Here is a 24982-nt window from a genome sequence, read left to right as displayed (position 1 = left end):
TTCAAATGCCCAGCTGTCGTGCAGCCAGGTCTTTCATGATTTCTTCTGCACCGCCGCCGATCATCATGACCTTGACCTCGCGGTAGATGCGCTCGCTGACGGTGCCACGCATGAAGCCCATGCCGCCCAGGATCTGCACGGCCTGGTCGGCGCAGAACTGCATGGTTTGGGTGGCGTGGTTCTTCAACATGCACACCTGCGCGACCCAATCGGGGCCAGTGCGCCCCGCGTCGGCCTGGGCGGCCACGGATTCGCACCACGCGGCGGTGGACTGGATGCGCATCTGCATGTCCACCAGCTTGTGGCGAATGACCTGGTGCTCCACCAGCGCCGCGCCAAAGGTCTTGCGCTGGCGGGCCCAGGCTAGGGCCTCGTCGTAACAGGCCTCGGCAAAGCCCAGGGCCGATGCGGCCAGGCCAAAGCGTTCGCCGTTGAAGTTGGCCATGATGATGCGAAAGCCTGCGCCCTCCTCGCCCAGCAGGTAGCGGGCGGGCACGCGCACGTTGTCAAAACGCAGGTGGGCAGTGTCGGAGCAGAGCCAGCCCATCTTGTCGAGCTTGCTGCGCAACAGGCCTGCGCTATGGCCGGGGATGAGCAGCATGGAGATTCCCCCAGCGCCCTTGCTTCCAGCATCGCCGGTGCGCACCGCCACGGTGATCCAATCCGCGCGCATGCCGGAGGTGATGAATACCTTTTCGCCGTTGACGACGTAGTCATCGCCCTCGCGCCGCGCGGTGGTCTTGAGCTGGGCTACGTCGGACCCGCCACCGGGTTCGGTAATCGCCAGTGCGGCAATCTGCTCGCCCGTCAGCACGGGCGGGATGACCTCGGCACGCACCGCGTCGCTGCCATGCGCCAGCACGGGCGGCAGGCCGATGTTGTGCGAGAACAGGCTGGCCAGCACGCCGCCGCTGGCCCCGTGGCGGCTGAGCGCTCGCCACAGCGGCAGGCGCAGCTGGTAGCTGGCGAGCGTGCCGCCGTACTGCTCGGGGTAGCCAAAGCCCAGCAGGCCCAGGTCGGCTGCGCGGCGGTACAGGCTGCGAGGGAATTCACCGACCGCGTCCCACGCGTCCACATGCGGCGCGATCTCGGTGCGGGCAAAGCGGGTGACGGTGTCGGTGAGGGCGGTGCGGTCTTCGTCGCTCACAGGGGTTGCGTCGGATGTGGCGGTCATGCGGGCGCTCCTTGCGTGGCGGGTGCAAAGCGGGCCAGCACCTGGCCGGGCGACACCTGCTGGCCGGGGGCCACCAGCAGCTCGGCCACGATGGCGGCTGCGGAGCTGGCCAGGCTGTGTTCGAGCTTCATGGATTCGATGACCACCACCGTATCGCCCGCCGCCAGCGCCTGGCCTGCGGCCACGGGCAGCGCGACCACCTTGCCGTTGAAGGGGGCGCGCAATTCGGTGGCGCCACCGGCGGCGCCCGCGCGGGCTGCCGGCTCCCACGAGGCGTCTTCCACCCAGCCGTCCACGCCGCCGGTTTGCCAGTGCCAGCGCCTCGGGCCCACCGCCACGGAATAGACACCGCGCTGGGGCAGTTGCAAGGTCACAGATTCTGCCCCGGCCTGCTCCACTTGCAGCCGCCCACCGCCCAGCTCGCGCACGGCGATGGTGTGCACCTCGCCCTGGTGGCGCAGCCGCAGGGGCCTGGCCATGGAACAAGGCAGGTCCGACGTCGGATTTGAAGCAAAAATGGCCGATAGCGCAGAAGGAATATGCGCTGACAGCTCATTATTTGATAGCAATTGCTGCAACTCCTGGACATGCTCCGCCAGGAAGGGCACCAGCGCCCGGCCGCTGGCAAACACGGGGTGCTGCAGGCAGGCCGCCAGAAACGCGCGGTTGGTGGGCAGGCCCAGCACGCGGGTGCTGTGCAGCGCGCGCACCAGCGCGGCGATGGCCTCGGGCCGCGTGGGGGCGTGCACGATGAGCTTGCCCAGCATGGCGTCGTAGTGGGGGGTGACCTCGACGCCCTCCTCCAGCGCGTGGTCAAAGCGCAGCGCGCCCGGCGCAGCCCGTTCAAACGCGGTGGCGGGCGGTGCGCTGAACTGCAGCACGCGGCCGGTGTGGGGGCGGAAGTGCGCGTCTTCGGCACACAGGCGCACCTCAATGGCGTGGCCTTGCAGATGCACCTGATCTTGCGTGAGCGGCAGCGGCTCACCCCGAGCCACGCGGATTTGCCATTCCATCAGGTCCAGCCCCGTGAGCGCTTCGGTCACCGGGTGCTCCACCTGCAGGCGGGTGTTCATCTCCATCAGGTAGAAGTCTTCACCATCCAGCAGAAACTCCACCGTGCCCGCGCCTACGTAGCCAGCCGCCTGAGCCAGCGCCACGGCGCAGGCGCCCATGCGCTCACGCAGCGCTGCGTCCACGGCGGGGCTGGGGGACTCTTCGATGATCTTCTGGTGGCGGCGCTGTACCGAGCAGTCGCGCTCGCCCAGGTGGATGCATCCGCCGTGAGCGTCGGCAAAGATCTGCACCTCCACATGGCGCGGCTGCAACAGTGCGCGTTCGATGAGCAGGTCGCTACAGCCAAAACCCGCCAGCGCCTCCGACCGTGCGCTGGCCAGTGCGGCAGCCAACTGCGCCAGGTCGGTGACTAGGCGCATGCCACGCCCTCCCCCACCCGCCACGGCCTTGACCATGAGGGGCGTGCCGATGCGCGCAGCCTCGGCGGCAAAACGCTCGTCGCTCTGATCCTCCCCTGCATAGCCGGGCAGGCAGGGCACGCCATGCGCCTGGGCCAGCGCCTTGGCACCGGCCTTGCTGCCCAGGGCGCGGATGGCCGCGGGTGGTGGGCCGATCCACGCCAGGCCCGCATCCACCACCGCCTGGGCGAAGTCGGCGTTCTCGCTGAGGAAGCCATAGCCAGGGTGCACGGCATCGGCGCCGGTGGCTCGCGCTACGGCCAGCAGCTTGTCGATGCGCAGGTAGGTGTCCGCGCTGGCTGCGCCGCCCAGCGCGACGGCCTGAGTGGCTTCGCGCACATGCAGGGCGTTGGCATCGGGGTCGGAATAGACCGCGACCGTTTCGATGCCCACGCGGTGGGCGGTGTGGATGATGCGGCGGGCGATCTCTGATCGATTCGCTACGAGTATCTTTTTCATGGCTTCGCACTCCAGGGCGGCGCCTTGCGTGCCGCAAACGCAGCCAGACCTTGCGGCGCCTCGGACCCGCGCAGCGCCTGCGCAAAGGCGATGGCGGCCTCATCCAGCAGCGCAGGCAACGGCGTCTCGGGCTGTGCCAGCAACAAACGTTTGGTAGCGGCCACGGCCTGCGGCGCAGCGACGGCATGGCGTCCGATGGCGGCTTGCACAGCAGCCTCCATGTCGCCACTCACCACCTCATCGACCAGCCCCGCGATTTGAGCTTTCGCGGCATCCCAGCGCTCGCCCGTCAGCAGACAACGCCGCGCAGCAGACGGGCCGAGGCGCCGCACCACAAAGGGCGCGATCTGCGCAGGCACGATGCCCAGCGTTACCTCGGGCGTGGCGAACTGCGCGCTTGTGTGGGCCAGCACATGGTCGGCACAGCAAACGAGCCCAAAGCCGCCCCCCATCGCCGCGCCCTCCACCGCCACGATGAGCCACTGCGGCAGCGCACACAGGGCCTGCAGCAGCGCGCCAAAGCGGCGGTTCAGGGGCACCAGCGGGTCGGCTTCGCCGGCAGCCAGGGGCTGGCCAATGGTCTTGGCAAAGCCGCCCAGGCTGCCACCCGCGCAAAAGTGGCCGCCCGCGCCGCGCAGCACCACGCCTCGCAGGTCGGCATCGGTTGCAGCCCGCTCACACGCGGCTATCAAACCGTCAACCACCGCCTCGGACAGCGCATTGCGGCTGGCCGGGTCGTTGAGCGTCCAGGTTTCCACACAGCCGCTGGCCAGCGGCGCGCGGTCGATCAACAGCGAATCGGCCATGTCAGTGCACGGGCCGCTTGGCGATGCCCATGAGCTTGGACAGGATGCCGAGCATTACCTCGTCGGCCCCGCCGCCGATGGACGCCAGCCGCCCGTCGCGGTACATGCGCGAGACCTTGTTCTCCAGCGTGTAGCCCATGCCGCCCCAGAACTGCAGGCAAGTGTCGGGCACCTCGCGGTTCAGGCGGCCAGCCTTGAGCTTGGCCATGCTGGCCAGCTCCAGCACGTCCTGGCCGTTCACGTACAGGTCGCAGGCGCGGTAGGTCAGCGCGCGCAGGGCTTCGACCTCGGTCTTGAGCTCGGCCAGCTTGAACTGCACCCACTGCTGGTCGGCCAGCGTGCTGCCAAACAGTTTGCGCTCCTGCGCGTAGTCGATGGTCCACTGGATGCAGTGGTTCAGCGATTCGAGCGTGCTGGCGGCGCACCACAGACGCTCTTCCTGGAACTGCTGCATCTGGTAGATGAATCCCTGGCCTTCGGCACCGATGCGATAGCGCTGCGGCACACGCACTTCGTCAAAGTAGATCAGCCCGGTGTCGCTGCTGTGCATGCCGATCTTGCGGATCTTCTGCGCCACTTCAATGCCCTTGGTGAGCTTGCCGTTAGGACCATCGCGCATGGGCACCATCACCAGGCTTTTGTTTTTGTGCACGGGTCCGTCGCCCGTGTTGACCAGCATGCACATCCAGTCGGCCTGCAGGCTGTTGGTGATCCACATCTTCTGGCCGGTGATCACGTAGTCGTCCCCATCCTTGCGCGCCACACTCTTGATGCCCGACACATCGCTGCCCGCCGCCGGTTCGCTCACGCCGATGCAGCCCACCATGTCGCCCGCAATGGCTGGCGCCAGAAACTGGCGCTTGAGCTCTTCGCTGCCGTAGCGCGCAAGCGCCGGGGTGCACATGTCGGTCTGCACGCCAATCGCCATGGGCACGCCGCCGCAGTGAATGTGGCCCAGCGCCTCGGCCATGGCCAGGCTGTATGAATAGTCCAGCCCCTGGCCACCATATTCCTCGGGCTTACACAGGCCCAGCAGGCCCAGGTTGCCCATCTTCTTGAAGACCTCGTGCGCGGGGAAGATCTCGGCCGCCTCCCACTCATCCACATGGGGGTTGATCTCTTCGTCGATGAAGCGCTTAAGGGTTTTCTGGATCTCGCGGTGCTCGTGCGTGAACTGCATGGTGCTTGTCTCCTGCTGTTGCGTTTGTGTGTTGGTGTGCCTGCAAACCTCGATCACGAAAGCTGAAACTGCCCCAGCGGCTGGGGCCGCCCGTTGAGCACCAGCTCCACGTGGTGCGCGCCGGGGTAGTGGGTGCGTGTGGTCATCTGCTGCAGCGACAGCGTCTTGCCCACGGCCACGGTGGCGCCGGGAGGTATGTCCAGCGTCTGCAGCTTGAACACCTTGGGCGCCGCACCGCCGTGGGCCTTGACGTAGTGCACCTTGAGGTCAGCCAGCACGCGCTGGGCCTGGGGTGTGGGGTTGTGCAGCTCGGCCTCGATGCGCACCTTGTCGCCAATGCGCGCGCGCTCGGGCACCACGCGGGCGGCACGCACATCCAGCGCCGCGGCATGGCCCACGCCCAGGGCATCGAGCGCGCCAGCGTCGCCACGTTTGATGAGAAAGCGGAGGCCGTGGCGCACCAGGGCTTCACGCGGTGCGGGTGCGCCCTGCAGCCAGGTGCGCGCGGTGCCCACGGCCAGGTCGGAGTGGTCCTTGGCGATGTCGCCCAAGTGGTTGGCGACCGAGCGGCGCACGTAAGACGATGGGTCGTCCTTGAGCGCACCGAGCAACGGCAAGGCCAGCTGCGGGTTGGCCTGGAATGCTGGCAGGCGCGGCGCCCAGGGCAGGCGGGGCCGCGTGCCTTCGCTCACCAGACGGCGCACATGGGCGTTGTCGTCCTGCGCCCAGTCGCGCAGCCGCGCGAGCGTGTCGCCCTGCCGGTGCAGCAGGTAGGGGCGAATGCAGAACTCCGCCGTAAAGCGCTGGGTGAGCGCGTGCTGCGCGGCCATGGCCGCCTCGAAATGCGGCAGGCCGTGTGTGCCGATGTAGATGCTGTGGGGCAGGTACAAAAAGGCGCTGTAAGGGCGGTCACCCGCATCAGGCTCGCCCGCCGCGTCCAGGCCCATGGGTGGGTCCATCGAATCGACCAGCACACCCAACGCGCGCGGCACGTCTTGCGGCAGGTGGGCCTGCAGGGCCTGCGCAATGCGCTGGCCGCGCGCCATCAGCTCCAGCGATTCGTAGCCGGGCTCTACCTGCTGCAGAAACGCAGTGGTATCGAACTTGCGCCACGCGCGCCGCACCATGGCCGCGATGCGCGGGGGCACGGTGTCATTCAGCAGGTATTTGAGAGGCTCGGCCATCGGGGAGATTGCGTGCGAAGCGCCTACATCCGCGCCACGCCAAAGCTCAGGGGCCGCAGCGTGCGGGCCTGGGCCTCGGCGCAGGTGTCCAGGCAAAACGCCAGCACGGCGCGCGTTTCGCGCGGGTCGATCACGCCGTCGTCTAGCAGCAGGCCGCTGGTGTAGAACGCATCGGCCTGGGCCTCGAACATGGCGACGATCTTGTCGAACTGGGCCTGCGATTCGGCCGGGTCGGGCGTGATGCCTTTGCGCACGAGCGCCGCCTCGGTCACGATCTGCATGGTGCGCGCGGCCTGCTCGCCGCCCATCACCGCCGTCTTGGCGCCGGGCCAGCTGAACAGGAAGCGCGGTGCATAGCCCCGCCCGCACATGCCATAGTTGCCCGCGCCAAAACTGGCGCCGCACTGGATGGTGATCTGCGGCACGGTGGCGTTGGTCACCGCCTGGATCATCTTGCTGCCGTGCTTGATCATGCCGCCCTGCTCGCTGTCCTTGCCCACCATGTAGCCCGTGGTGTTCTGCAGATAGATGATGGGGTGGCCCAGCTGGCACATCCACTGGATGAAGTGAGTTGCCTTGTTGGCGCCCGCCACATCGATGGGGCCGTTGTTGCTGATGAAGCCCACCGCATGGCCCTGGATGTGGCCCTGCGCGCACAGGGTTGCCATGCCGTAGCGGGCCTTGAATTCGAGCAGTTCGGAGCCGTCCACCAGCCGCGCCATCACCTCGCGCATGTCCACAGGTTGGCGCAGGTCTGCGGACATCAGGGACAGCAGATCGTCGGCAGGCAAGGTGGGGCCGGGTGCGCTGGTTCGCGGGGGCATGTTGCACCCCAGCTGCGCGACCACATCGCGTGCCAGGCCGATGGCCTCGCGGTCGTCCTGCGCCAGGTATTCGCCCAGGCCCGAGACGGCAGTGTGCATCTCGGCCCCGCCCAGTTCTTCTTCCGTTGCGATCTCGCCGGTAGCCGCCTTGAGCAGCGGCGGCCCGGCCAGAAACGCGCGCGAGCGGCCCTGCACCATGATGACCACGTCCGACAGGCCGGGCATGTAGGCGCCGCCTGCAGTGCCCGAGCCGTGCTGTACGGTGATCACCGGAATGCCCGCCGCCGACAGCCGCGCGAGGTTACGGAACAGCGTGCCACCGTGCACAAAGCCCTCCACCCGGTAGCGCATGAGGTTGGCGCCTGCGCTCTCCACCAAGTGGATGAACGGCAAGCGGTTTTGCAGCGCGATTTCCTGCACGCGCAGAATCTTTTCCAGGCCCATGGGCTGGATGGCACCGGCCTCGATGCCCGAGTCGCTGGCCACCACCATGCAGCGCACACCGCTGACAAAACCAATACCAGCAATCATTCCGCCACCGGGCACGGACTTCTCGGGGTCTCTCACGTCCTGCAGGTAGCCCGCCAGCGTGCACAGCGGCAACCAGGGTGCACCCGCGTCCAGCAGCAGGGCCACACGCTGGCGCGGCAACAGCTGGCCGCGCTTTTCAAACTGGGGCAGCGACCGGGCCGAGGCGGCGGCGGCACGCTCTTCCAGCGCGCGCAGGGCATCCAGGCGGGCCTGCAGCGCCGCGCGGCGCTGCGCGGCCTCGGAGCCGCCTGGGTTGAATCGGGAGGTGAAGACGGCGGTCATACGGCCTCGGTCTTGGGGGTGTGGGAAGGTGCAAACACCTGCGGCACCTGCGCGCGATGAAAGCCGTCAAACGGCCGCACGGCCAGGTGTGCTGCGGCAGTGGCACCGGGCGGGCGCTGCGGCCAGCCCATGCGCACCTGGGGCCGTGCGCCGTCCACCCGCAACGCGGTGCCGCTGATGAAGCTGGCTGCCGGGCTGAGCAAAAAGGTGATGGCCGCCGACACCTCGGCCTCGTTGCCAAAGCGGCCGAGCGGCACCGTGCGCGGCATGGCACGCAGCATGTCTGCCGCCTCGGGCGGGTAGTTGTCCATGCCGCTGGAGGCGATGTAGCCCGGCGCAACCGCATTCACGCGCACGCCGCTGTGCGCCCATTCCAGCGCGGCGGTTTCGGTGAAGCTGACCATGCCCGCACGCGCCGCGCCGCTGTGCCCCATGCCCGGCATGGAGCCCCACATATCGGCCACGATGTTGACGATGGAGCCACCGTGCGATGCCATCCACTGCCGGTAGCACTCGCGCGCCATGAGAAAGCCGCCGGTGAGGTTGGTGTGCAACACGGCCTCCCAGCCCTTGGCGCTGATGGATTCGAGCGGCGCCATGAACTGCCCACCCGCGTTGTTGACCAGCGCATCGATGCGGCCCTGCGCAGCAAGGATCTGTTGCACCAGCGCGACCACGCCTTCTTCCGAGCGGATGTCGCACACCTGGCAGGACACGCGACCGCCATCGGTAGTGATCTCTTCGGCCACGGCCAGCAGCTTCTCAGGCTTGCGCCCCACCAGCACCACATGCGCGCCCAGGTGCGCCAGTTCGTGCGCCGTGCAACGGCCTATGCCCGAGCCGCCGCCGGTGACCACCACCACCTGCCCCTGGAACAGGCCCGGAGCAAACACAGACTGGTAGGCGATGCGCGCGGTGGGGGCCATGGTGACTCTGCTTTGATGGGGTTGTTTGTTATGAACGGATGAACAAGGCGAGGGCCTCATCGGTGAGCGCGTCAAGCGACTTGCCCTTTTTGGGAGAGAACCACTGCACCGCCCAGTTGAGCGCCCCAAAGATCAACAGCCGCGCCACACCGGGCTCGGCCTGCAGGGCGCCCTGCTGTGCCAGCGCTTCCAGCACGGGCATCCAGGTGGCCTCGTAGCTGTCCTTGATGCGGGCAATGCCCTTGCGCTGCGCAGGCGTGAGCGAGCGCCATTCGTACAACATCACGGGGATAAAGCTGCTGCGCGGGCCGAGCAGGATCTCGAAATGGTGGCGAATGAGTGTGTGCAGCTGTTCGCGTGGTGTGGCCTTGGCGGGCAGTGCATCGAGTGCCTGCTGCTGGCTTTGCGCGGCCATGGTCATGCCCTCGCTCATCACGGCGTAGAGCAGCGCGCTTTTGCTTTCGAAATGGTAGAAGGGCGAGCCACTGTGCATGCCTGCCGCCGCCGCAATGTCGCGCGTGCTGGTGGCGGCAAAGCCCTGGGTGCGGAAGAGCTTGGCGGCACCGTCCATGAGCTTGCGGCGGCGGTTGCCGTCGTCGAGTTCTTCGGCGGTTTTGCGGGGGCGGCCGCGGGGGCGACGGGTGGGGGTTGGCTCTGCAGGGGTTGCGTTGGGTGCGGAATTGGCGCTGGAGGAGGCTGCGGCCTTGCTGCGGGGGCGGGCCGGGGGGTTCTTGGGAGCGGGGGCGATGGCGCTGGTGCGCGGCATGGGTGAATCCATGCGGGCACGATAGCAAAACTGTTTATTTTTAGCAAGCAAGTGCTTTGTAAAAATAGATGGCTTGTTCCATCAAGCTTGCCATGAAGTGCTATTCGAGGTGAAGCGCTTGTATCTATTGCCTGATTTGCTATTCATTTGAAAGCAGATGACATGCCTATGCGAAGAGCGGAGGCCGGGAGTCGCCCGGCGTGCGAGTAACTTTCTTTCGTCTCGCCGAAAGAAAGTTACCAAAGAAAGGGCGACCCTACTGCGCGCGTCCCTTCGCTGCGCTACGGGCAACCTGCGATGCTCGGACAGGGGGTGCGCCGCAGAATTCACTGCGCGCTACGCGCTCCGTTCAAACAACTGCGGCAAGTCAGTGCACGAAGTGCGTGTGTCCTTCGGCACACGCACGCACCCCCTGCCCTGCGCTTCTCGGCACGCGCAGAAGGGAACCCCAAAACGGACATCCACACGGGCCATTGCTTCGCTGCGCTGCGCTCGGCCCCGTCTCGCGGGCGCACGCGCCACGCGCTGCGCAGGCTAGGCCGAGCGCAGCAATGGCCCGAATGGATGTCCGGCTGTTCGGTTGTTTGGATGTTCGGCTGTCCACCCCTGCTGGCTGCGCCTGCGGCGGGGCGGTTGCGGGGTGGGCATGGGCGTCGAAGCGCCCATGCTTCGTGAACTGACTCGCCGTGGCTGTCCGAGCGGCGCGCGTAGCGCAAAGCGAGTTCCACGGCGCACCCCGCAGCCGACACGACGCAGGTTTGCCCCGGAGCGAAGCGCAGGGGTCGCAGACTGGGGGTCGCCTTTTCTTTGGTGACTTTCTTTTGGCGAAGCAAAAGAAAGTTACTCGCACGCCGGGCGACTCCCGGCTCCCGCACTCAAAACGGGCATGCGGTAGCCGCCGCACAAAAGCATCGACAGGCCCAACCCGAACGGATGGGACGAGAAAAAACTATAAAAACAATAGCTGCCAGCGCTTTGTGTAGAAGCGCCAGCAGCCAAAAAAACATCAGAACCAACGACTCAAACCGCGCTGAAATCAGGCTTTCTCTTTTTGCGAAAACGCTGGCCTGCTACGCAGTCCACGCCGCTGCGCGGCTCCCCAGATTTCAGCTCTTGCTGAAATCTGGCTTGCGTTTTTCCATAAAAGCCGAGAACGCTTCCCGCGCTGCAGGCTCACGCAACATGCGCCCAAAGCTCTCACCCTCTTCCGCCATCACCTCGAGCACCTTCGCTGTCTGCCCGCCCTTCATCAACCGCTTGGTTTCGATGAGCGACGACAACGGCTTGGCCGCCAGCTTCTTTGCCTGCGCCTGTGCCACCCCATTGCATTCGGTGGGCGGCACCACGCGGTTCACCAGTCCCACTTCCAGGGCCGCCTCGGCCATGAAGGGCTCGCCCAACAGCAAAGCCTCCGCCGCGCGGTGGTACCCGAGCATCTGCGGCACCAGCAGGCTCGATGCTGCCTCAGGGCACAGGCCCAGGTTCACGAATGGCATGGAGAACGCCGCGTTGTCGCCCGCATAGACCAGGTCGCAGTGGAACAGCATGGTGGTGCCGATGCCCACGGCAGGGCCGCAGACTGCAGCGATCACAGGCTTGGGAAAGGTGGCGATGCCGCGCAGAAAACGGAACACGGGCGAGTCCTGCGTGGCGGGTGGCTGCTGCAAGAAGTCGCCAATGTCATTGCCCGCGCTGAAGATGGCAACGTCGCCCTGGAACACCACCACGCGCACGCTGGCATCCGCCTTGGCGGCATCGAGCGCATCAGCCATGGCGGCGTACATGTTGCGCGTGATGGAGTTCTTCTTGTCCACGCGGTTGAAGGTGATGGTGGTCACGCCCGCTTCGGAGTGGACGAGGATGTCTTGGGTGGCTTCGGTCATGGTGGTGAAGGTTCCGGGGTCTGATGGATGTGAACGAGAGGAATGGTGCACGGCGCAGGGCAACAGGCCGACTCCCTACTCCTTGTAGTAAACGATCTGGTGGCTGGTGGCGAGCATGGTGCCCGCTTCGTTCCACAGCTGCACGGTCTGGTCAAAAAAGCCGTTGCGGAACTCCTGCCCGCGCGCCTGGCCGAGAAGATAACCCGTGCCCGTGGCCTGCAGCTGTGCGGCGCTCGCATGAAAGTAGACCGTGATCGACACCGTGCCTGCCGGCACATGGCGCGCACGGCGCAGCCACACGCGGGGAAAGAACACATCGGCCAGGGCCGCCAGCGCCACAAAGTCCAGCGGACGGGGTGGCGCATCGCGCATCCACAGCTGGGTCAGGCTGTGGTCGCCACTGCCGTCCCACTCGCGCGGAATGGCGCCGGTGACGGGGCGCATCTCGTAGCGGTTGAGCCATTCCACGCCAAAGCCCGGGGGAATTGCGGGCTGTGCCGATGGTGCAGGCACTTCGGGCATGGGCACATCGCCCACGCTCCAGGTCTCGCGCCGCACGGCGGTGACGGCCGTGGCCGTGGTGGTGACCACCTGGGCGCCATCATCACCCGCCTGCAGGATCGACAGCGTCCAGTGCTGGGTCGAGCGGTTGGTGCGCACGGGCGTGGCCTGCACGGTGAACGCACCAGCGGTCAAAGCGCCCGCGTAGTTGACGGTGAGCGACAGCGGATCGCCCAGCCGGTCCGGGTGCTGCAAGATGGCCTGCAGCAGCGTGGCAGCGGTGACGCCGCCGAACGGGCCGACCATGTTCCAGTAGCCAGGGTGGGTTTGCCCTTCGTACTGGCCCGGCGCAGGAGAGGACGAGGCTGTCAGCTGTACCGCATCGTCCAGCGGATGGGCAGCAGACGCAGTGGAAGAATGGGAGGAAGAAGTCATGCTGCGAGTGTGCCGCGAAACCACCGCTCAGGCCGTCGTGCCGGAGACTTCGGCGTGCGATACACCGCCGCCCAACGCCGCCAGCGCTGCCGCCGCACGCGGCCACAGGCTCTGGCGGAACTGGTCGCGAAAGAAACCGAAGTGCCCGATGCGCCGCACCTTCACATCGGCGGGCGTGATGCTCTCCACGCGGCGTTCGGTGTTGACGTACAGGTTGACGAGGTTGTGCGTGCCGCGCAAGGTCATCAGCTCGTCGTCCGCCATCGACAGCGCCAGCACCGGGAACCGCACCGCGCCATAACTCCGCGCCACCGCAGGCCCCTCAGCCCCCACGCTGTAAGCGGGGTCCAGACACCAGCGCCGCCACTGCAGGATCACACCCGCAGGCAGGTCGCCCACCTTCTTGAGCGTGCGCCCCGGAAAGTACCCGCACAGCCGCGTGGCCAGCGGCACCAGCACCCACCAGAAATACGGAACGATGCGCTTGAGCTGCGGCGCGTTGTCACGCCAGTAGCCGCTGCCTGCGGCCACGCTCAGCAGGCCCGCCACCTGCTCGGGCTTCTTGAGCAGCCCTGGCAATTGCGCGCCCAGGCTGTGGCCCAGCAAATACAGCGGCTGCGACGGCAGCGCGGCCTTGGCGGCTGTAATCACCGCCTCGTAGTCCTGCGCCCAGTCAAACAGATCCGCCTTCACATCGCGCATGGCGCCCTGCAGCGAATCGCCATGCCCCCGGTAATCAAAGGTGGTGACACGAAACCCCTGCTGCGCCATCCACAACGCAAAGGCCTCGTAGTACGACTGCCGCACCCCCATCGCGCCGCCGATCACGACGCTGGCGCGCGGAGCGCCTTGGGGTTCGTAGACACGCAGCGCCAAAGACACTGCCCCGTTGACCTGCAAGGTTTGCTTGTTCATGTCTGTCTCCTTAGCTCAATGCCGATCTGCGCCGGCTTGAATGGAAAACAAAAACAGGCAGTGCACTTCCCCCTGCCTTCACACTCCGCCCTCAAAGGCGTAGCGAGCGGGATCAGCTGCTAGGCGGACGGAGCGCAGCAACCGGAAGGTACTTGCGGTACGTGAGGATTCCGAGCACCGCCCAACGACGCAGATGGCCCGCGCAGTAGCCAGCTAACTCAAAGAGCTTCGATGATGCCGGCGGCGCCTTGGCCTGTCCCTACACACATCGTGACCATGCCGTACTTCAGCTTGTGCCGACGCAGCGCATGCACCACAGTCGCTGCACGAATCGCACCGGTCGCGCCCAGCGGATGCCCCAGCGCAATCGCGCCGCCCATCGGGTTCACGTTCGCAGGGTTCAGGCCCAGCGTGTTGATCACGGCCAGCGACTGCGCCGCAAAGGCTTCGTTCAGCTCGTACCAGCCAATGTCGTCACTCTTCAAGCCCGCATAGCGCAGCGCGGCCGGAATCGCCTCGATCGGGCCGATGCCCATGATCTCGGGCGGCACGCCACGCGCGGCGTAGCTAACGAAACGCGCCAGAGGCGTCAGGCCAAACTGCTTGACCGCCTTTTCGCTTGCCACGATGAGCGCACCGGCGCCATCGCTGGTCTGCGAGCTGTTGCCTGCCGTGACGCTGCCGCGTGCTGCAAACACGGGCTTGAGCTTGGCCAGGCCTTCCAGAGACGTATCGGGGCGTGGGCCTTCGTCCAGGCTCACGGTGCGGCGCTTTTCCACCACTTCGCCGGTAGCGAGGTTGGGCGACCGCTCCACGATCTCGAAGGGCGTGATTTCGTCGGTGAACTCACCGGCCTTTTGAGCCTTGATGGCGCGCAAGTGGGATTCGAGGGCGAACGCATCCTGCATTTCGCGGCTCACCTTCCACTGCTGGGCGACCTTTTCGGCCGTGAGGCCCATGCCGTAGGCGATGCCCACGTTTTCGTCCTTCGCAAAGATCTCGGCGTTGAACGAGGGCTTGTTGCCGCCCATGGGCACCAGGCTCATGGACTCGGCGCCGCCGGCGATCAGCACGTCGGCTTCGCCCACGCGGATGCGGTCGGCGGCCATCTGCAGCGCGGTGATGCCCGATGCACAAAAACGGTTCACCGTCACGCCGCCCACGGGGTGGTCAAACGCCAGGCCCATCGCAATGCGGGCCATGTTCATGCCCTGCTCGCCTTCGGGGAAGGAGCAGCCAATGATGGCGTCTTCAATCGCCTTGGGGTCCAGCGTGGGCACCTGCAGCATGGCGCTCTTGATGGCGGCGACCAGCAGGTCGTCGGGGCGGGTGTTCTTGAAATAGCCGCGGCCCGAGCGCCCGATAGGGGTGCGCGTGGCGGCGACGATGTAGGCGTCCTGGACTTGTTTTTGAGCCATGGTGAAACTCCTTCAATTCTTGGGGGGGCGGCTGGAAGGAACCCAGGCCCACGTAAATACACATTCGACCGGCTCCACACCGGCTTCGTCGGTGACGGTGACTTTCACCTGCACCTCGCCCTTGTCACTGGCCAACATGGCGGCGCGCTGCTCGGCAGTGAGCGTGGCCACGGCCTTGAGGCCGCCCGTGGCGCGCTTCTTGAACGCCATGGAAAGCTCCTTGGCCAGCGGCAGGCAGTCGTCGCGCACGTTCATGCCCACCACCATGCCGGTGGCCGTTTCGGCCAGCAGGTTCATGGCAGACGCGTGCACGCCGCCGATGTGGTTCTGCACCCGGCGCTCGTTGGCCAGGTGCACCTCGACACGCTCGGGCGTGAGCGACACGAACTTCACCCCGGCCGTGCCGGTGAAGGGCACGGCCCGGCGCAGGATGATGTTCTGCACGAAGCCGCGCATGAAGGCGGGCGCCTCGTCCAGGCGCATCAGCGAGCGCTGGAGTTTGTTGGGGGTTGGGCTCGTCATGGTGACGCCGATCAGTTACGAACAGGCTTGCCCGTGGAGAGCATTCCGAGGATGCGCTCGTGCGTCTTGGGCTGTGCGATCAGGTGGCAGAACACCTTGCGCTCCAGCGTGAGCAGGTATTCCTCGCTCACCATCGAACCCGCATCCACATCACCGCCACAGACCACCTCGGCGATCATGGCGCCGATCTTGAAGTCGTAGGCGCTGATGAAGCCGCCGTCGCGCATGTTCACCAGTTGCGCCTTGATGGTGGCCAGACCGCTGCGGCCCGCCACGGGGAACAGGCGCTTGTGCGGCGCACGCCAGCCGCTCGCGGCCATGGACTTGGCTTCGTTGATGGCGACAAACAGCAGCTCATCCTTGTGCGGCACGATGACATCGCTGTCCAGCAGGTAGCCCAGCTTGCGCGATTCGAGCGCGCTAGTGCCCACCTTGGCCATGGCGGCGGCGGTGAAGCCTTCGGTCAGGAAGGGCAGGATGTCCTTGGATGTGGAAGCTGCCATGTTCTCGGCCGCGCGGCGGGCGATGTAGGTCAGGCCACCAGCGCCGGGCACCAGGCCCACGCCCACTTCGACCAGGCCGATGTAGCTTTCCATGTGCGCCACGCGCTTGGCCGAATACACGGCCAGCTCGCAGCCACCGCCCAGCGCCATGCCATGGATGGCAGCCACCACGGGCACCTGCGCGTAGCGGATGCGCAGCATCAGGTTCTGCAGCTCTTGCTCGATGCTTTCGACCGCATCGGCGCCGCCGACCATGAAGGCGGGCATCGTGGCTTCCAGATCTGCACCTACGCTGAAAGGCGCGTCGCCAGACCAGATCACCATGCCCTGGTACTCGGCCTCGGCCAGTTCCAGGGCTTCCATCAGCGCTTCCATCACTTCGGGGCTGATGGCGTGCATCTTGTTCTTGATGCTGGCGATGAGCACTTGGCCATCAAGCGTCCAGGTGCGCAGGGCCTTCGATTCGGCAATGGTGGTGCCAGCGGTGCGCCAGTCGGGCAGGCTGGTCTCGCCCAACAGCGCCTCGGGGAAGATCTGGCGCTCGTACACAGGCAGCTGGCGGCGTGGCACGAACTTGCCCTGCGACGCGCTCCACGAGCCTTGCGCGGTGTGCACGCCACCGGCTTCGGCCACGGGGCCCCTGAAGACCCACTCGGGCAGCGGCGCCTTGCACAGCGCCTTGCCAGCGTCGATGTCTTCCTGAATCATCTTCGCGACTTCGAGCCAACCGGCTTCTTGCCACAGCTCGAAGGGGCCTTGCTTCATGCCAAAGCCCCAGCGCATGGCCTGGTCCACGTCGCGGGCGTTGTCGGCGATGGTGCCCAGGTGCACGGCGGCGTAGTGGAAGCTGTTGCGCAAAATGGCCCACAGGAACTGGCCGGGCGCGCCTTCGGCGTTGCGCAGCAGGCGCAGGCGTTCGGCGGCGGGCTTCTTGAGCATGCGCGCATACACCTCGTCGGCCTTCTGACCGGCGGGCACGTACTCTTCGCTTTCGAGCTCGAAGCGCATCACGTCGCGGCCGACCTTCTTGAAGAAACCGGCCTTGGTCTTCTGGCCCAGGTTGCCCAGTTCCAGCAGCTTCTTCAGCACGGCGGGCGTGCCAAAGCTTTCGTAGAACGGGTCGGTCTCGATGCTCAGGTTGTCCTGCAGCGTCTTGATGACGTGGGCCATGGTATCCAGGCCCACCACGTCGGCGGTGCGGAAGGTGCCGCTCGACGCGCGGCCCAGCTTCTTGCCCGTGAGGTCGTCCACCACGTCATAGGTCAGGCCGAAGTTCTCGACTTCCTTCATCGTGGCCAGCATGCCGGCGATGCCCACGCGGTTGGCGACGAAGTTGGGGGTGTCGTGCGCGCGCACCACGCCCTTGCCCAGGCCGCTGGTGACAAAGGCTTCGAGCTGGTCCAGCACTTCGGGCTGGGTGGTGGGCGTGTTGATCAGCTCCACCAGCGTCATGTAGCGCGGGGGGTTGAAGAAGTGGATGCCGCAGAAACGGGGCTTGATGCTCTCGGGCAGCACTTCGCTCAATTTGGTGATCGACAGGCCCGAGGTGTTGGACGCCAGGATGGCGTGCTTGGCCACGTGTGGGGCGATCTTGGTGTACAGGTCGAGCTTCCAGTCCATGCGCTCTGCAATGGCCTCGATCACGAGGTCGCATTCCTTGAGCAGGTGCATGTGCTCTTCGTAGTTGGCCTGCTGGATCAGCGCCGCGTCGTCGGCCACACCCAGGGGCGAGGGCTTGAGCTTTTTCAGGCCTTCGACGGCCTTGGTGACGATGCCGTTCTTGGGGCCTTCCTTGGCGGGCAGGTCGAACAGCACCACGGGCACCTTCACGTTGACGAGGTGGGCGGCGATCTGCGCGCCCATCACGCCTGCGCCGAGCACGGCGACTTTTTTCACTTGGAATCGGGACATGGGTTGGGTTCCTGGTTGGGGCGCTGCGCGACACCGCTGGGGTGCGCGCGGCCACGGGAATGGGGTTTACTGGACGCGGATCCAGGTTTGCGTGCGACCAAACGGGCCGATCGAGCCGCGCACTTCGAGCTTCTTGCCGCCCTCGATGGGGGTCATGCGCAGGGTGTAGTTGCGACCGTTCTCAGGGTCGAGAATCTTGCCGCCCTCCCACACTTCTTTGCCGTCGGCCTTCTTGGCGCCACGGATGATCTCCAGCCCGAGAATGGGCTTGCCCTTGCGGTCGTCCGAGCATTCGTCGCAGACCTCATCGGGCTTGGCGTCCTTGGACAGGCGCTTTTCGAGCGCTCCGTGCAGCACGCCGCCGCCAATGTCGCGGATGCGGATCTCGGCCTTGGCCTCGCCGGTCTTGTCATCGATGTTGCGCCACAGGCCTTCGGGCGTCATCTGCGCCCAGGCCGGCAGCGCGCCCGCTACCAAAACAATAGCTGCTACCGCTTTGAACATCTGCGCTCCCTGGCAAAAAGGCTTGAAATCCGCATCCGGCACCGATCAGGCCAGGGCCAGATCGGTGTCCATCAGCACCTTGCTGCCGGCGCGAGCGGTGCGCATCAGCGTGGCGGTCTCGGGGAACAGCTTGGCGAAGTAGAAACGTGCGGTCTGCAGCTTGGCGCCGTAGAACGGGTCGGTGTTGCCGGCGGCGATCTCGCGCAGGGCGACTTGGGCCATGCGGGCGAACAGGTAGCCGAACACCATGTGTCCGGCCACGCGCAGATAGTCCACCGCAGCAGCGCCCACTTCGTCGGGGTTTTGCATGCCCTTGAAGCCGATCTCGGTGGTGAACTTGGTCATCTGGTCACCCAGCATGGCCACGGGGTTGATGAACTCGGCCATGCGCTCGTTCACGCCCTCTTCCTCCACCAGCTGGCCAATCAGCTTGCCCAGCTTTTTCAGCGTGGCGCCGTTGTTGCCCAGCACCTTGCGGCCCAGCAGGTCCAGCGATTGGATGGTGTTGGTGCCTTCATAGATCATGTTGATGCGGTTGTCCCGCACGTACTGCTCCATGCCCCATTCCTTGATGAAGCCGTGGCCACCGAAGACCTGCATGCACGCGTTGGTGGAGATGTGGCCGTTGTCGGTGATGAAGGCTTTGACGATGGGGGTCAGCAGGGCCACGAGTTCTTCGGAGTCCTTGCGCACCTTTTCATCGGGGTGGCTGTGCACCTTGTCCAGCAGCAGCGTGCAGAAGATTTGCAGCGCGCGGCCACCTTCGGCATAGGCCTTGGCGGTGAGCAGCATCTTGCGCACATCGGGGTGCACGATGATGGGGTCGGCGTCCTTGTCCTTGGCCTTGGGGCCCGACAGGCTGCGCGACTGGATGCGGTCCTTGGCATAGGCCAGAGCGTTCTGGTAAGCCACTTCCGTCAGGCCCAGCGACTGGTTGCCCACACCCAGGCGGGCGGCGTTCATCATCACAAACATCGCGGCCAGGCCCTTGTTGGGCTGGCCCACCATGGTGCCGATGGCGCCGTCCAGCGCGATCTGCGCGGTGGCGTTGCCGTGGATGCCCATCTTGTGCTCCAGGCCCGTGCAGAAGATCGGGTTGCGCTCGCCCAGGGAGCCGTCGGCATTGACATTGAACTTGGGCACCACAAACAGGCTGATGCCCTTGCTGCCCTTGGGCGCATCGGGCAGGCGAGCCAGCACCAGGTGAACGATGTTGGCGGCCATGTCGTGCTCACCAGCGCTGATGAAGATCTTGTTGCCGGTGATCTTGTAGGTGCCATCGGCCTGGGGTTCGGCCTTGGTGCGCATCAGGCCCAGGTCGGTACCGCAGTGGGGTTCGGTCAGGCACATGGTGCCGGTCCATTCGCCGCTGGTGAGCTTGGGCAGGTACAGGGCCTTCTGGGCGTCGGTGCCGTGGGCGTGCAGGGCTTCGTACGCGCCGTGCGACAGGCCGGGGTACATCGTCCAGGCCTGGTTGGCCGAGTTCAGCATCTCGTACAGGCACTGGTTCAGCACAAAGGGCAGGCCCTGGCCGCCATAGGCCGGATCGCAGCTCAGCGCCGCCCAGCCGCCTTCCACGTACTTGGCGTACGCGTCCTTGAAGCCGGTGGGGGTCTTCACTTCGTGCGTGGTCTTGTTCAGCACGCAGCCTTCGGTGTCGCCGCTGATGTTGAGCGGGAACGCGACTTCGGCAGCAAACTTGCCGGCCTCTTCGATCACGGCGTTGATGGTGTCCACATCCACTTCGGCGTGGGGGGGCATCGCCTTGAATTCATCACTCACCTTGAGCACTTCGTGCATGACGAATTGCATGTCGCGCAGGGGCGGCGTATAGGTAGGCATGGGTTTACTCCTTGGATGGGGTGGTTTGGTTGGAAACTTTGCGGCGCACCACCGTGGGTGCCTTGGCGGCGGCCGCGGGCGCGCTGTAACGCGCCAGGATGTTGTGAAAGCCCACGACGGCCCGGTCGATGGAGCCGGGGGTCTGCAGGAACCGCGCTTCGTAGTGCAGCGCGAGGATGAGGCCGTGGATCTCGAAGAGCATCTGCTCTTCCTTGGTGTCGCCCCGCAGCTCGCCCAGCTCCTTGCACTGCTCGATAGCGCGGCGCATGGCGGCATGCCAGGTCAGCACCGAGCTGGCCAGCGCGTCGCGCACAGGGCCGGTGCGGTCGTCAAACTCGACCGCACCGCTGATGTAGATGCAGCCCGAGTCGATTTCGATGGAGGTGCGCTTCATCCAGTTGTCGAACAGGGCCGACAAACGCGCCACGCCGCGCGGGGCGGACATGGCGGGGTAGAACACTTCCTGCTCGAAGCGGGTGTGGTATTCGCGGATCACGGAGATCTGCAGCTCTTCGCGCGAGCCAAAGTGGGCGAACACGCCCGACTTGCTCATGCCCGTGACGTCGGCCAGCGCCCCGATGGAGAGGCCCTCCAGCCCGATGTGGGTGGCCAGGCCCAGCGCTGCCTCGACGATGGCCGCCTTGGTCTGTTGGCCCTTTTGCAGTGCACGGCCCGTACCGCTGCGAGCGCGCGGAATGCGGGTGACCTGGCGGGATTCGGGGGTGGAGGACATGGGCACGAATAAAAACGAACGTTCGTTCTATTCTGCAGCAAATTCCCCGCGCACCCCAAGCCCCCGGAAAAAATAGGGAGACGCACCCAAACCACCCGTTGCAGCCGCGCCACCCTTGCTGGGTAACGCTGCCTCAGGCGTCTGCTGGCTACAGCATCAGTGCCAGACTGGCTTCCAGGTGCTCGGTGGGCAGGCGCCGAAACCCCGAGCGGGAATAGCCCTGCAGCCGCCCGACCACAAAGGCCGTCAACACGCTGGCCGCCACCTGGGCATCCACCGTGGGCGTGCTAGAGGCGGCCGTGGTCGCGCGCAGGCACTGGCGCAGGGTGGATTCGATGCGGTCAAAAAACTGGTTCATGCGCTGCTGCAGGCGCTCGTGCTCAAACACCAGCGCATCGCCCACCATCACCCGCACCATGCCCGGGTTGCGCTCGCCAAACTGCAGCACCAAGGCCACGATGCGGGCAGCCTGACGCGCGCCCGCATCGGCTGGCTGCGCGGGGTCAGGCACGTCGCGCCCGGTGATCTGCTGCACCAGCGTGAACACCGACTGCTCGATGAAATCGATCAAGCCCTCGAACATCTGCGCCTTGCTGGCGAAGTGGCGGTACAGCGCGGCCTCGCTGACCGACAGGCGTGCGGCCAACGCGGCGGTGGTGATGCGTTCGGCCCCAGGCTGCTCCAGCATGGCGGCCAAGGCCTGCAGGATCTGGATGCGCCGCTCCCCGGGCTTGGGCCGCTTGCGGGCAGCCGCAACATCACCCGCTTCGGCGGTACTGGCGGACTCGGGGAGGGGCGAGGTTTCAGACATGCAGGACAGGGACTCCGGTGGGCCCTGCGCCCGGAACACATGCCACCGGGCATGGTCGGATCACGGCAGGGCGTGGATCACGATGTCACGTCTTGCCACAGCCAGGAGGGGCCGGGGCGCCACCTGTTTGCACAAGTCAATCGTGTGTGGAAATGATTCTCGCACAGGCCCCAAAGCGATCCCCGCAGGCCCTGGCAGGCCTCAGGGCACGCACCACTACAGCGGGAACACCACGGCCACCACAAGCCCCCGCCCCTGGGGGCCGGTGCCCAGCGTCAGCGCGGCGCGGTGCACGCGGGCAATCTCGTCCGCAATCGCCAGCCCCAGGCCGGTGCCCTCGCCGCCCGCACCGGGCACGCGGTAGAAGCGCTGCAGCACACGGGTGCGCTCACTCTCCGGCACCCCCGGGCCATCGTCCTCCACCTCCATGTAGGGGCGCGGCGGGCCCAGACGCCCCTGGCGCAGTCCGCAGCGGATGGTGACCACGCCCCCCGGCGGGGTGTACTTGATGGCGTTGTCCACCAGGTTGGACAACAGCTCGCGCAGCAGCCAGCCGTGGCCCGTGACATGCACCAGTTGCACATCGAGCCCCAAATCCAGGCCCTTGCCGGTGGCGGCGTCCAGAAAGTTCTCGAGCAGCGATTCGCACAGGTCCTTGAGGTCCACCCGCTGCGGCGGTTGCGCATCCAGGCTGCGGGCATCGGCCCGGGACAGGGCCAGCAACTGGTGCGCCAACTGCGAGGTCCGGCGCGTGGCATTGCGCAGCTTCTCGATCTGATCAGCTCCTAAAACAATAGCACCCTGCGCACGATCTTCATGCGCTAGCGGCATTTTTCGGTCGAAATCCGGGAAAGAGGCGCGGGGTGGCGCTGCCGCCTTGGCCATCATGGCCCAGGCCTCGACCTGGGCCTGCAGGCCTGCGAGGGGCGTGCGCAACTGGTGCGCCGCGTCGGCCACAAAGCGCCGCTGCCCCTCCGCCTGCGCGTTGACCAGCGCAAACAGGCGGTTGAGCGAGTGCACCAGAGGACGCACCTCGTCGGGCGATGCGGCCTCGTCGATGGGGCTCAGATCGCGCGGCGAGCGGCGCTCCACCGCCTCGGCCAAACCCACCAGAGGCTTGAAGGCCTGCCGCACCGCCCAGTGGATCGCAAAACCCGCCGCAATCAACAGCACCAGATTGGGCAGCAACACCCGCAGCAGCAGCTGCTGCGCCCATTTCTGGCGCGGGTCCGACCCGTCTGCCAAGGCGACCACCAGCTCGCCCGCCCCGGTGCGCCCGCGCTGTGCCGCGACCCGGTACGTCACCCCGCCGAACTCCACGCTGTGGAACTCCGGGGCCTGGGTGGTGGGCACGGCGCCATGCACCCAGCCCTCGCCCAGCAGCAGGCGGCCGGAGGTATCACGCACGCTGTAGGCAGCGAAACCGGCGTTCTGACGCAGGAAGTCTTCAATGGGCGGCGCAAGCAGGAGCAACGGCGGGTCGTTATCGTGAATGGGCGGTGCAAGCACCGAATCGGCCAGTGCCGGCAGCAGCCGCACCAGCCGCTGGTCATGCTGGCCAGCCGCCTCGTCAGCAGAACGGTAGTCCAGCCAGACCCCCACCAGCGCCAGCACGCACAGGGGCATCACCAGCATCAACAGCAGCCGGGTGCGTAAATCCGACGTCATCGCACGCAAGCCGGGCCGCCGGGAGGAGTTCTTCTTCCAAAGCATGGCGAGGCGGCCGAAAGATGCGGGTGGGGAAGTTGCTGCTCAGGGGGCCTGCAGTTCGAGGCGGTACCCAAAGCCTCGGATGGACCGCAGCGCCACTCCGTGAGGCTCCAGCTTGCCCCGCAGGCGCGAGACATAGACCTCCACCGCGTTGGGGGTGATCTCCTTGTCCCACCCCGTCAGCGCCTGCAGCAGCTTGTCTTTGCTCGCAGGCTTGGGCGCGTTGATGAGCAGGTATTCAAGCACCGTCCACTCGCGGGGCCCCAGTTCGATGACCTGTTCGCCCGCCGGCGTGCGCATGCTGGCCCGGCGCCCGGCCGTGTCCAGCTCCAGCGGGCCAAAACTCAGCACGGCCGTGGTCGCAGCCTGGGAGCGGCGCAGCAGCGCCCGCAGGCGCGCCAGCAGCTCGGGCAGCTCAAACGGCTTGACCATGTAGTCGTCAGCCCCCAGGTCGAGCCCCTGTACTCGGTCATGCAGCGCGTCTCGCGCTGTCAGGATCAACACAGGCATCGCAGGGCTCGCCATGTCTGGGCGGCGCAGGCGGCGTGTGAGCTCCAGGCCGTCCATGGCAGGCAGCCCGATGTCGATGATGGCGGCATCAAACGACTCGGCGCGCAGTACCTCCTCGGCCCGCTCGCCGCTGCCCACCCAGTCCACTGCGTAACCCGCGTCGGTGAGCCCCAGCTTGATGCCGCTGGCCACCATCACATCGTCTTCGACCAACAGCAGGCGCATGGTGCCCTCACGCGGGGAGATCAGTGGGACCGGATCATGGTGCCGTAGGCCTGGTCGGTCAGGATCTCCAGCAGCATGGCATGGGGCACACGTCCGTCAATAATGTGCACGGCATTCACGCCGGCTTTGGCAGCATCCAGCGCGCCGGCGATCTTGGGCAGCATGCCGCCCGAGATCGTGCCGTCGGCAAACAGTTCGTCGATACGGCGGGCCGTCAGGTCGGTCAGCAGGTTGCCGGCCTTATCGAGCACACCGGGCGTGTTGGTCAGCAGCATCAGCTTTTCGGCCCGCAACACCGTGGCCAGCTTGCTGGCCACCACATCCGCGTTGATGTTGTAGCTCTCGTTGTTCTCGCCAAAACCAATCGGGCTGATGACGGGAATGAACGCATCGTCCTGCAGCGCCTTCACCACGCTGGGGTCGATGGAGACGATGTCGCCCACCTGCCCCACGTCGTGTTCGATGGTGGGGTCCTTGCTGTCCACCATCTTGAGCTTTTGCGCGCGGATCATGCCGCCGTCCCGGCCGGTCAAGCCCACGGCCTTGCCACCAGCCTGATTGATCAGACCCACGATGTCCTGCTGCACCTCGCCCGCCAGCACCCATTCGACCACTTCCATGGTCTCGGCATCGGTCACGCGCATGCCCTGGATGAACTCGCCCTTCTTGCCCAGGCGGTTGAGCGCCGTCTCAATCTGCGGGCCGCCACCGTGCACCACCACGGGGTTCATGCCCACCAGCTTGAGCAGCACCACATCCTCGGCAAAGTCTGCCTGCAGGGCCGGGTCGGTCATGGCGTTGCCGCCGTACTTGATGACCATGGTCTTGCCATGGAACTTGCGGATGTAAGGCAGCGCCTGGGCCAGGATTTCAGCCTTGTCGCGCGGGGCAATCGAAAGAAGGTCGGTCATGGAGGCGTGCCATCCGGAGAAAACAGTAAAGCGCAAATTGTGCC

21 protein-coding genes are annotated in these 24982 nt (G+C 66.2%); all 21 read right to left on the bottom strand.

Going from position 1 to position 24982, the window contains the following annotated elements:
* Nucleotide 1: 1 nt before the first annotated feature.
* Entirely contained in the window at nucleotides 2–1174 is a 1173-nt protein-coding gene (locus ACODSM_RS12195; protein WP_488805438.1) for an acyl-CoA dehydrogenase family protein, read from the bottom strand.
* Complete coding sequence (locus ACODSM_RS12190) at nucleotides 1171–3105, bottom strand: acetyl/propionyl/methylcrotonyl-CoA carboxylase subunit alpha (protein ID WP_488805437.1); 1935 nt, start codon at nucleotides 3103–3105, stop codon at nucleotides 1171–1173. Before ACODSM_RS12190 ends, ACODSM_RS12195 begins: the two co-directional genes overlap by 4 nt.
* A complete protein-coding gene (locus ACODSM_RS12185; RefSeq protein ID WP_488805436.1) occupies nucleotides 3102–3911 on the bottom strand; it encodes an enoyl-CoA hydratase/isomerase family protein in 810 nt (269 codons plus the stop codon). The genes ACODSM_RS12190 and ACODSM_RS12185 overlap by 4 nt, the downstream gene beginning before the upstream one ends.
* 1 nt (nucleotide 3912) lies before the next feature.
* Entirely contained in the window at nucleotides 3913–5091 is a 1179-nt protein-coding gene (locus tag ACODSM_RS12180) for an acyl-CoA dehydrogenase family protein (protein ID WP_488805435.1), read from the bottom strand.
* A gap of 53 nt (nucleotides 5092–5144) precedes the next feature.
* A complete protein-coding gene (locus ACODSM_RS12175) occupies nucleotides 5145–6275 on the bottom strand; it encodes a DNA alkylation repair protein (RefSeq protein WP_488805434.1) in 1131 nt (376 codons plus the stop codon).
* A 23-nt stretch (nucleotides 6276–6298) separates the two neighbouring features.
* Nucleotides 6299–7912: an acyl-CoA carboxylase subunit beta gene (locus tag ACODSM_RS12170; RefSeq protein WP_488805433.1), complete on the bottom strand. Its 1614-nt coding sequence runs from the start codon at nucleotides 7910–7912 to the stop codon at nucleotides 6299–6301.
* Nucleotides 7909–8838 (bottom strand): SDR family oxidoreductase, encoded by a 930-nt coding sequence (locus ACODSM_RS12165; protein ID WP_488805432.1) that lies wholly within the window; start codon nucleotides 8836–8838, stop codon nucleotides 7909–7911. The genes ACODSM_RS12170 and ACODSM_RS12165 overlap by 4 nt, the downstream gene beginning before the upstream one ends.
* A 28-nt stretch (nucleotides 8839–8866) precedes the next feature.
* Nucleotides 8867–9616 carry a TetR/AcrR family transcriptional regulator gene (locus ACODSM_RS12160; protein WP_488805431.1) on the bottom strand — a complete coding sequence of 250 codons (750 nt, stop codon included), beginning with the start codon at nucleotides 9614–9616 and terminating at the stop codon, nucleotides 8867–8869.
* Nucleotides 9617–10710: 1094 nt separating this feature from the next.
* Nucleotides 10711–11487 carry an enoyl-CoA hydratase gene (locus ACODSM_RS12155; RefSeq protein WP_488805430.1) on the bottom strand — a complete coding sequence of 259 codons (777 nt, stop codon included), beginning with the start codon at nucleotides 11485–11487 and terminating at the stop codon, nucleotides 10711–10713.
* Nucleotides 11488–11562: 75 nt separating this feature from the next.
* The gene (locus ACODSM_RS12150; RefSeq protein WP_476016131.1) at nucleotides 11563–12423 is read right to left on the bottom strand and encodes an acyl-CoA thioesterase; all 861 of its coding nucleotides are present in this window, start codon (nucleotides 12421–12423) and stop codon (nucleotides 11563–11565) included.
* Nucleotides 12424–12450: 27 nt separating this feature from the next.
* Nucleotides 12451–13338: an alpha/beta hydrolase family protein gene (locus ACODSM_RS12145; protein WP_488805429.1), complete on the bottom strand. Its 888-nt coding sequence runs from the start codon at nucleotides 13336–13338 to the stop codon at nucleotides 12451–12453.
* A 218-nt stretch (nucleotides 13339–13556) separates the two neighbouring features.
* Nucleotides 13557–14756 carry an acetyl-CoA C-acyltransferase gene (locus tag ACODSM_RS12140; RefSeq protein ID WP_488805428.1) on the bottom strand — a complete coding sequence of 400 codons (1200 nt, stop codon included), beginning with the start codon at nucleotides 14754–14756 and terminating at the stop codon, nucleotides 13557–13559.
* Between the two features lie 12 nt (nucleotides 14757–14768).
* Nucleotides 14769–15278, bottom strand: a complete 510-nt coding sequence (locus tag ACODSM_RS12135) for a DUF4442 domain-containing protein (protein ID WP_291445196.1) — start codon at nucleotides 15276–15278, stop codon at nucleotides 14769–14771.
* A gap of 11 nt (nucleotides 15279–15289) precedes the next feature.
* On the bottom strand, nucleotides 15290–17692 hold the full coding sequence (locus ACODSM_RS12130) for a 3-hydroxyacyl-CoA dehydrogenase/enoyl-CoA hydratase family protein (RefSeq protein WP_488805427.1): 2403 nt from the start codon (nucleotides 17690–17692) through the stop codon (nucleotides 15290–15292).
* 66 nt (nucleotides 17693–17758) lie between these two features.
* Nucleotides 17759–18196 carry a DUF2147 domain-containing protein gene (locus ACODSM_RS12125; protein ID WP_110961461.1) on the bottom strand — a complete coding sequence of 146 codons (438 nt, stop codon included), beginning with the start codon at nucleotides 18194–18196 and terminating at the stop codon, nucleotides 17759–17761.
* A 45-nt stretch (nucleotides 18197–18241) separates the two neighbouring features.
* Nucleotides 18242–20038 (bottom strand): acyl-CoA dehydrogenase C-terminal domain-containing protein, encoded by a 1797-nt coding sequence (locus ACODSM_RS12120; protein WP_488805426.1) that lies wholly within the window; start codon nucleotides 20036–20038, stop codon nucleotides 18242–18244.
* A 4-nt stretch (nucleotides 20039–20042) separates the two neighbouring features.
* Nucleotides 20043–20771: a TetR/AcrR family transcriptional regulator gene (locus tag ACODSM_RS12115; RefSeq protein ID WP_488805425.1), complete on the bottom strand. Its 729-nt coding sequence runs from the start codon at nucleotides 20769–20771 to the stop codon at nucleotides 20043–20045.
* A gap of 148 nt (nucleotides 20772–20919) precedes the next feature.
* Complete coding sequence (gene slmA, locus ACODSM_RS12110; RefSeq protein WP_488805424.1) at nucleotides 20920–21582, bottom strand: nucleoid occlusion factor SlmA; 663 nt, start codon at nucleotides 21580–21582, stop codon at nucleotides 20920–20922.
* 216 nt (nucleotides 21583–21798) lie between these two features.
* Nucleotides 21799–23250, bottom strand: a complete 1452-nt coding sequence (locus ACODSM_RS12105) for a sensor histidine kinase (protein ID WP_488805505.1) — start codon at nucleotides 23248–23250, stop codon at nucleotides 21799–21801.
* Nucleotides 23251–23334: 84 nt separating this feature from the next.
* Nucleotides 23335–24027 (bottom strand): response regulator transcription factor, encoded by a 693-nt coding sequence (locus tag ACODSM_RS12100; RefSeq protein WP_015012456.1) that lies wholly within the window; start codon nucleotides 24025–24027, stop codon nucleotides 23335–23337.
* 20 nt (nucleotides 24028–24047) lie between these two features.
* Nucleotides 24048–24938: an acetylglutamate kinase gene (gene argB, locus ACODSM_RS12095; RefSeq protein WP_015012455.1), complete on the bottom strand. Its 891-nt coding sequence runs from the start codon at nucleotides 24936–24938 to the stop codon at nucleotides 24048–24050.
* Between the last annotated feature and the right edge of the window lie 44 nt (nucleotides 24939–24982).

This window comes from Acidovorax sp. FG42, assembly GCF_057809195.1.
This window is presented reverse-complemented; position numbering and strand designations above follow the sequence as displayed.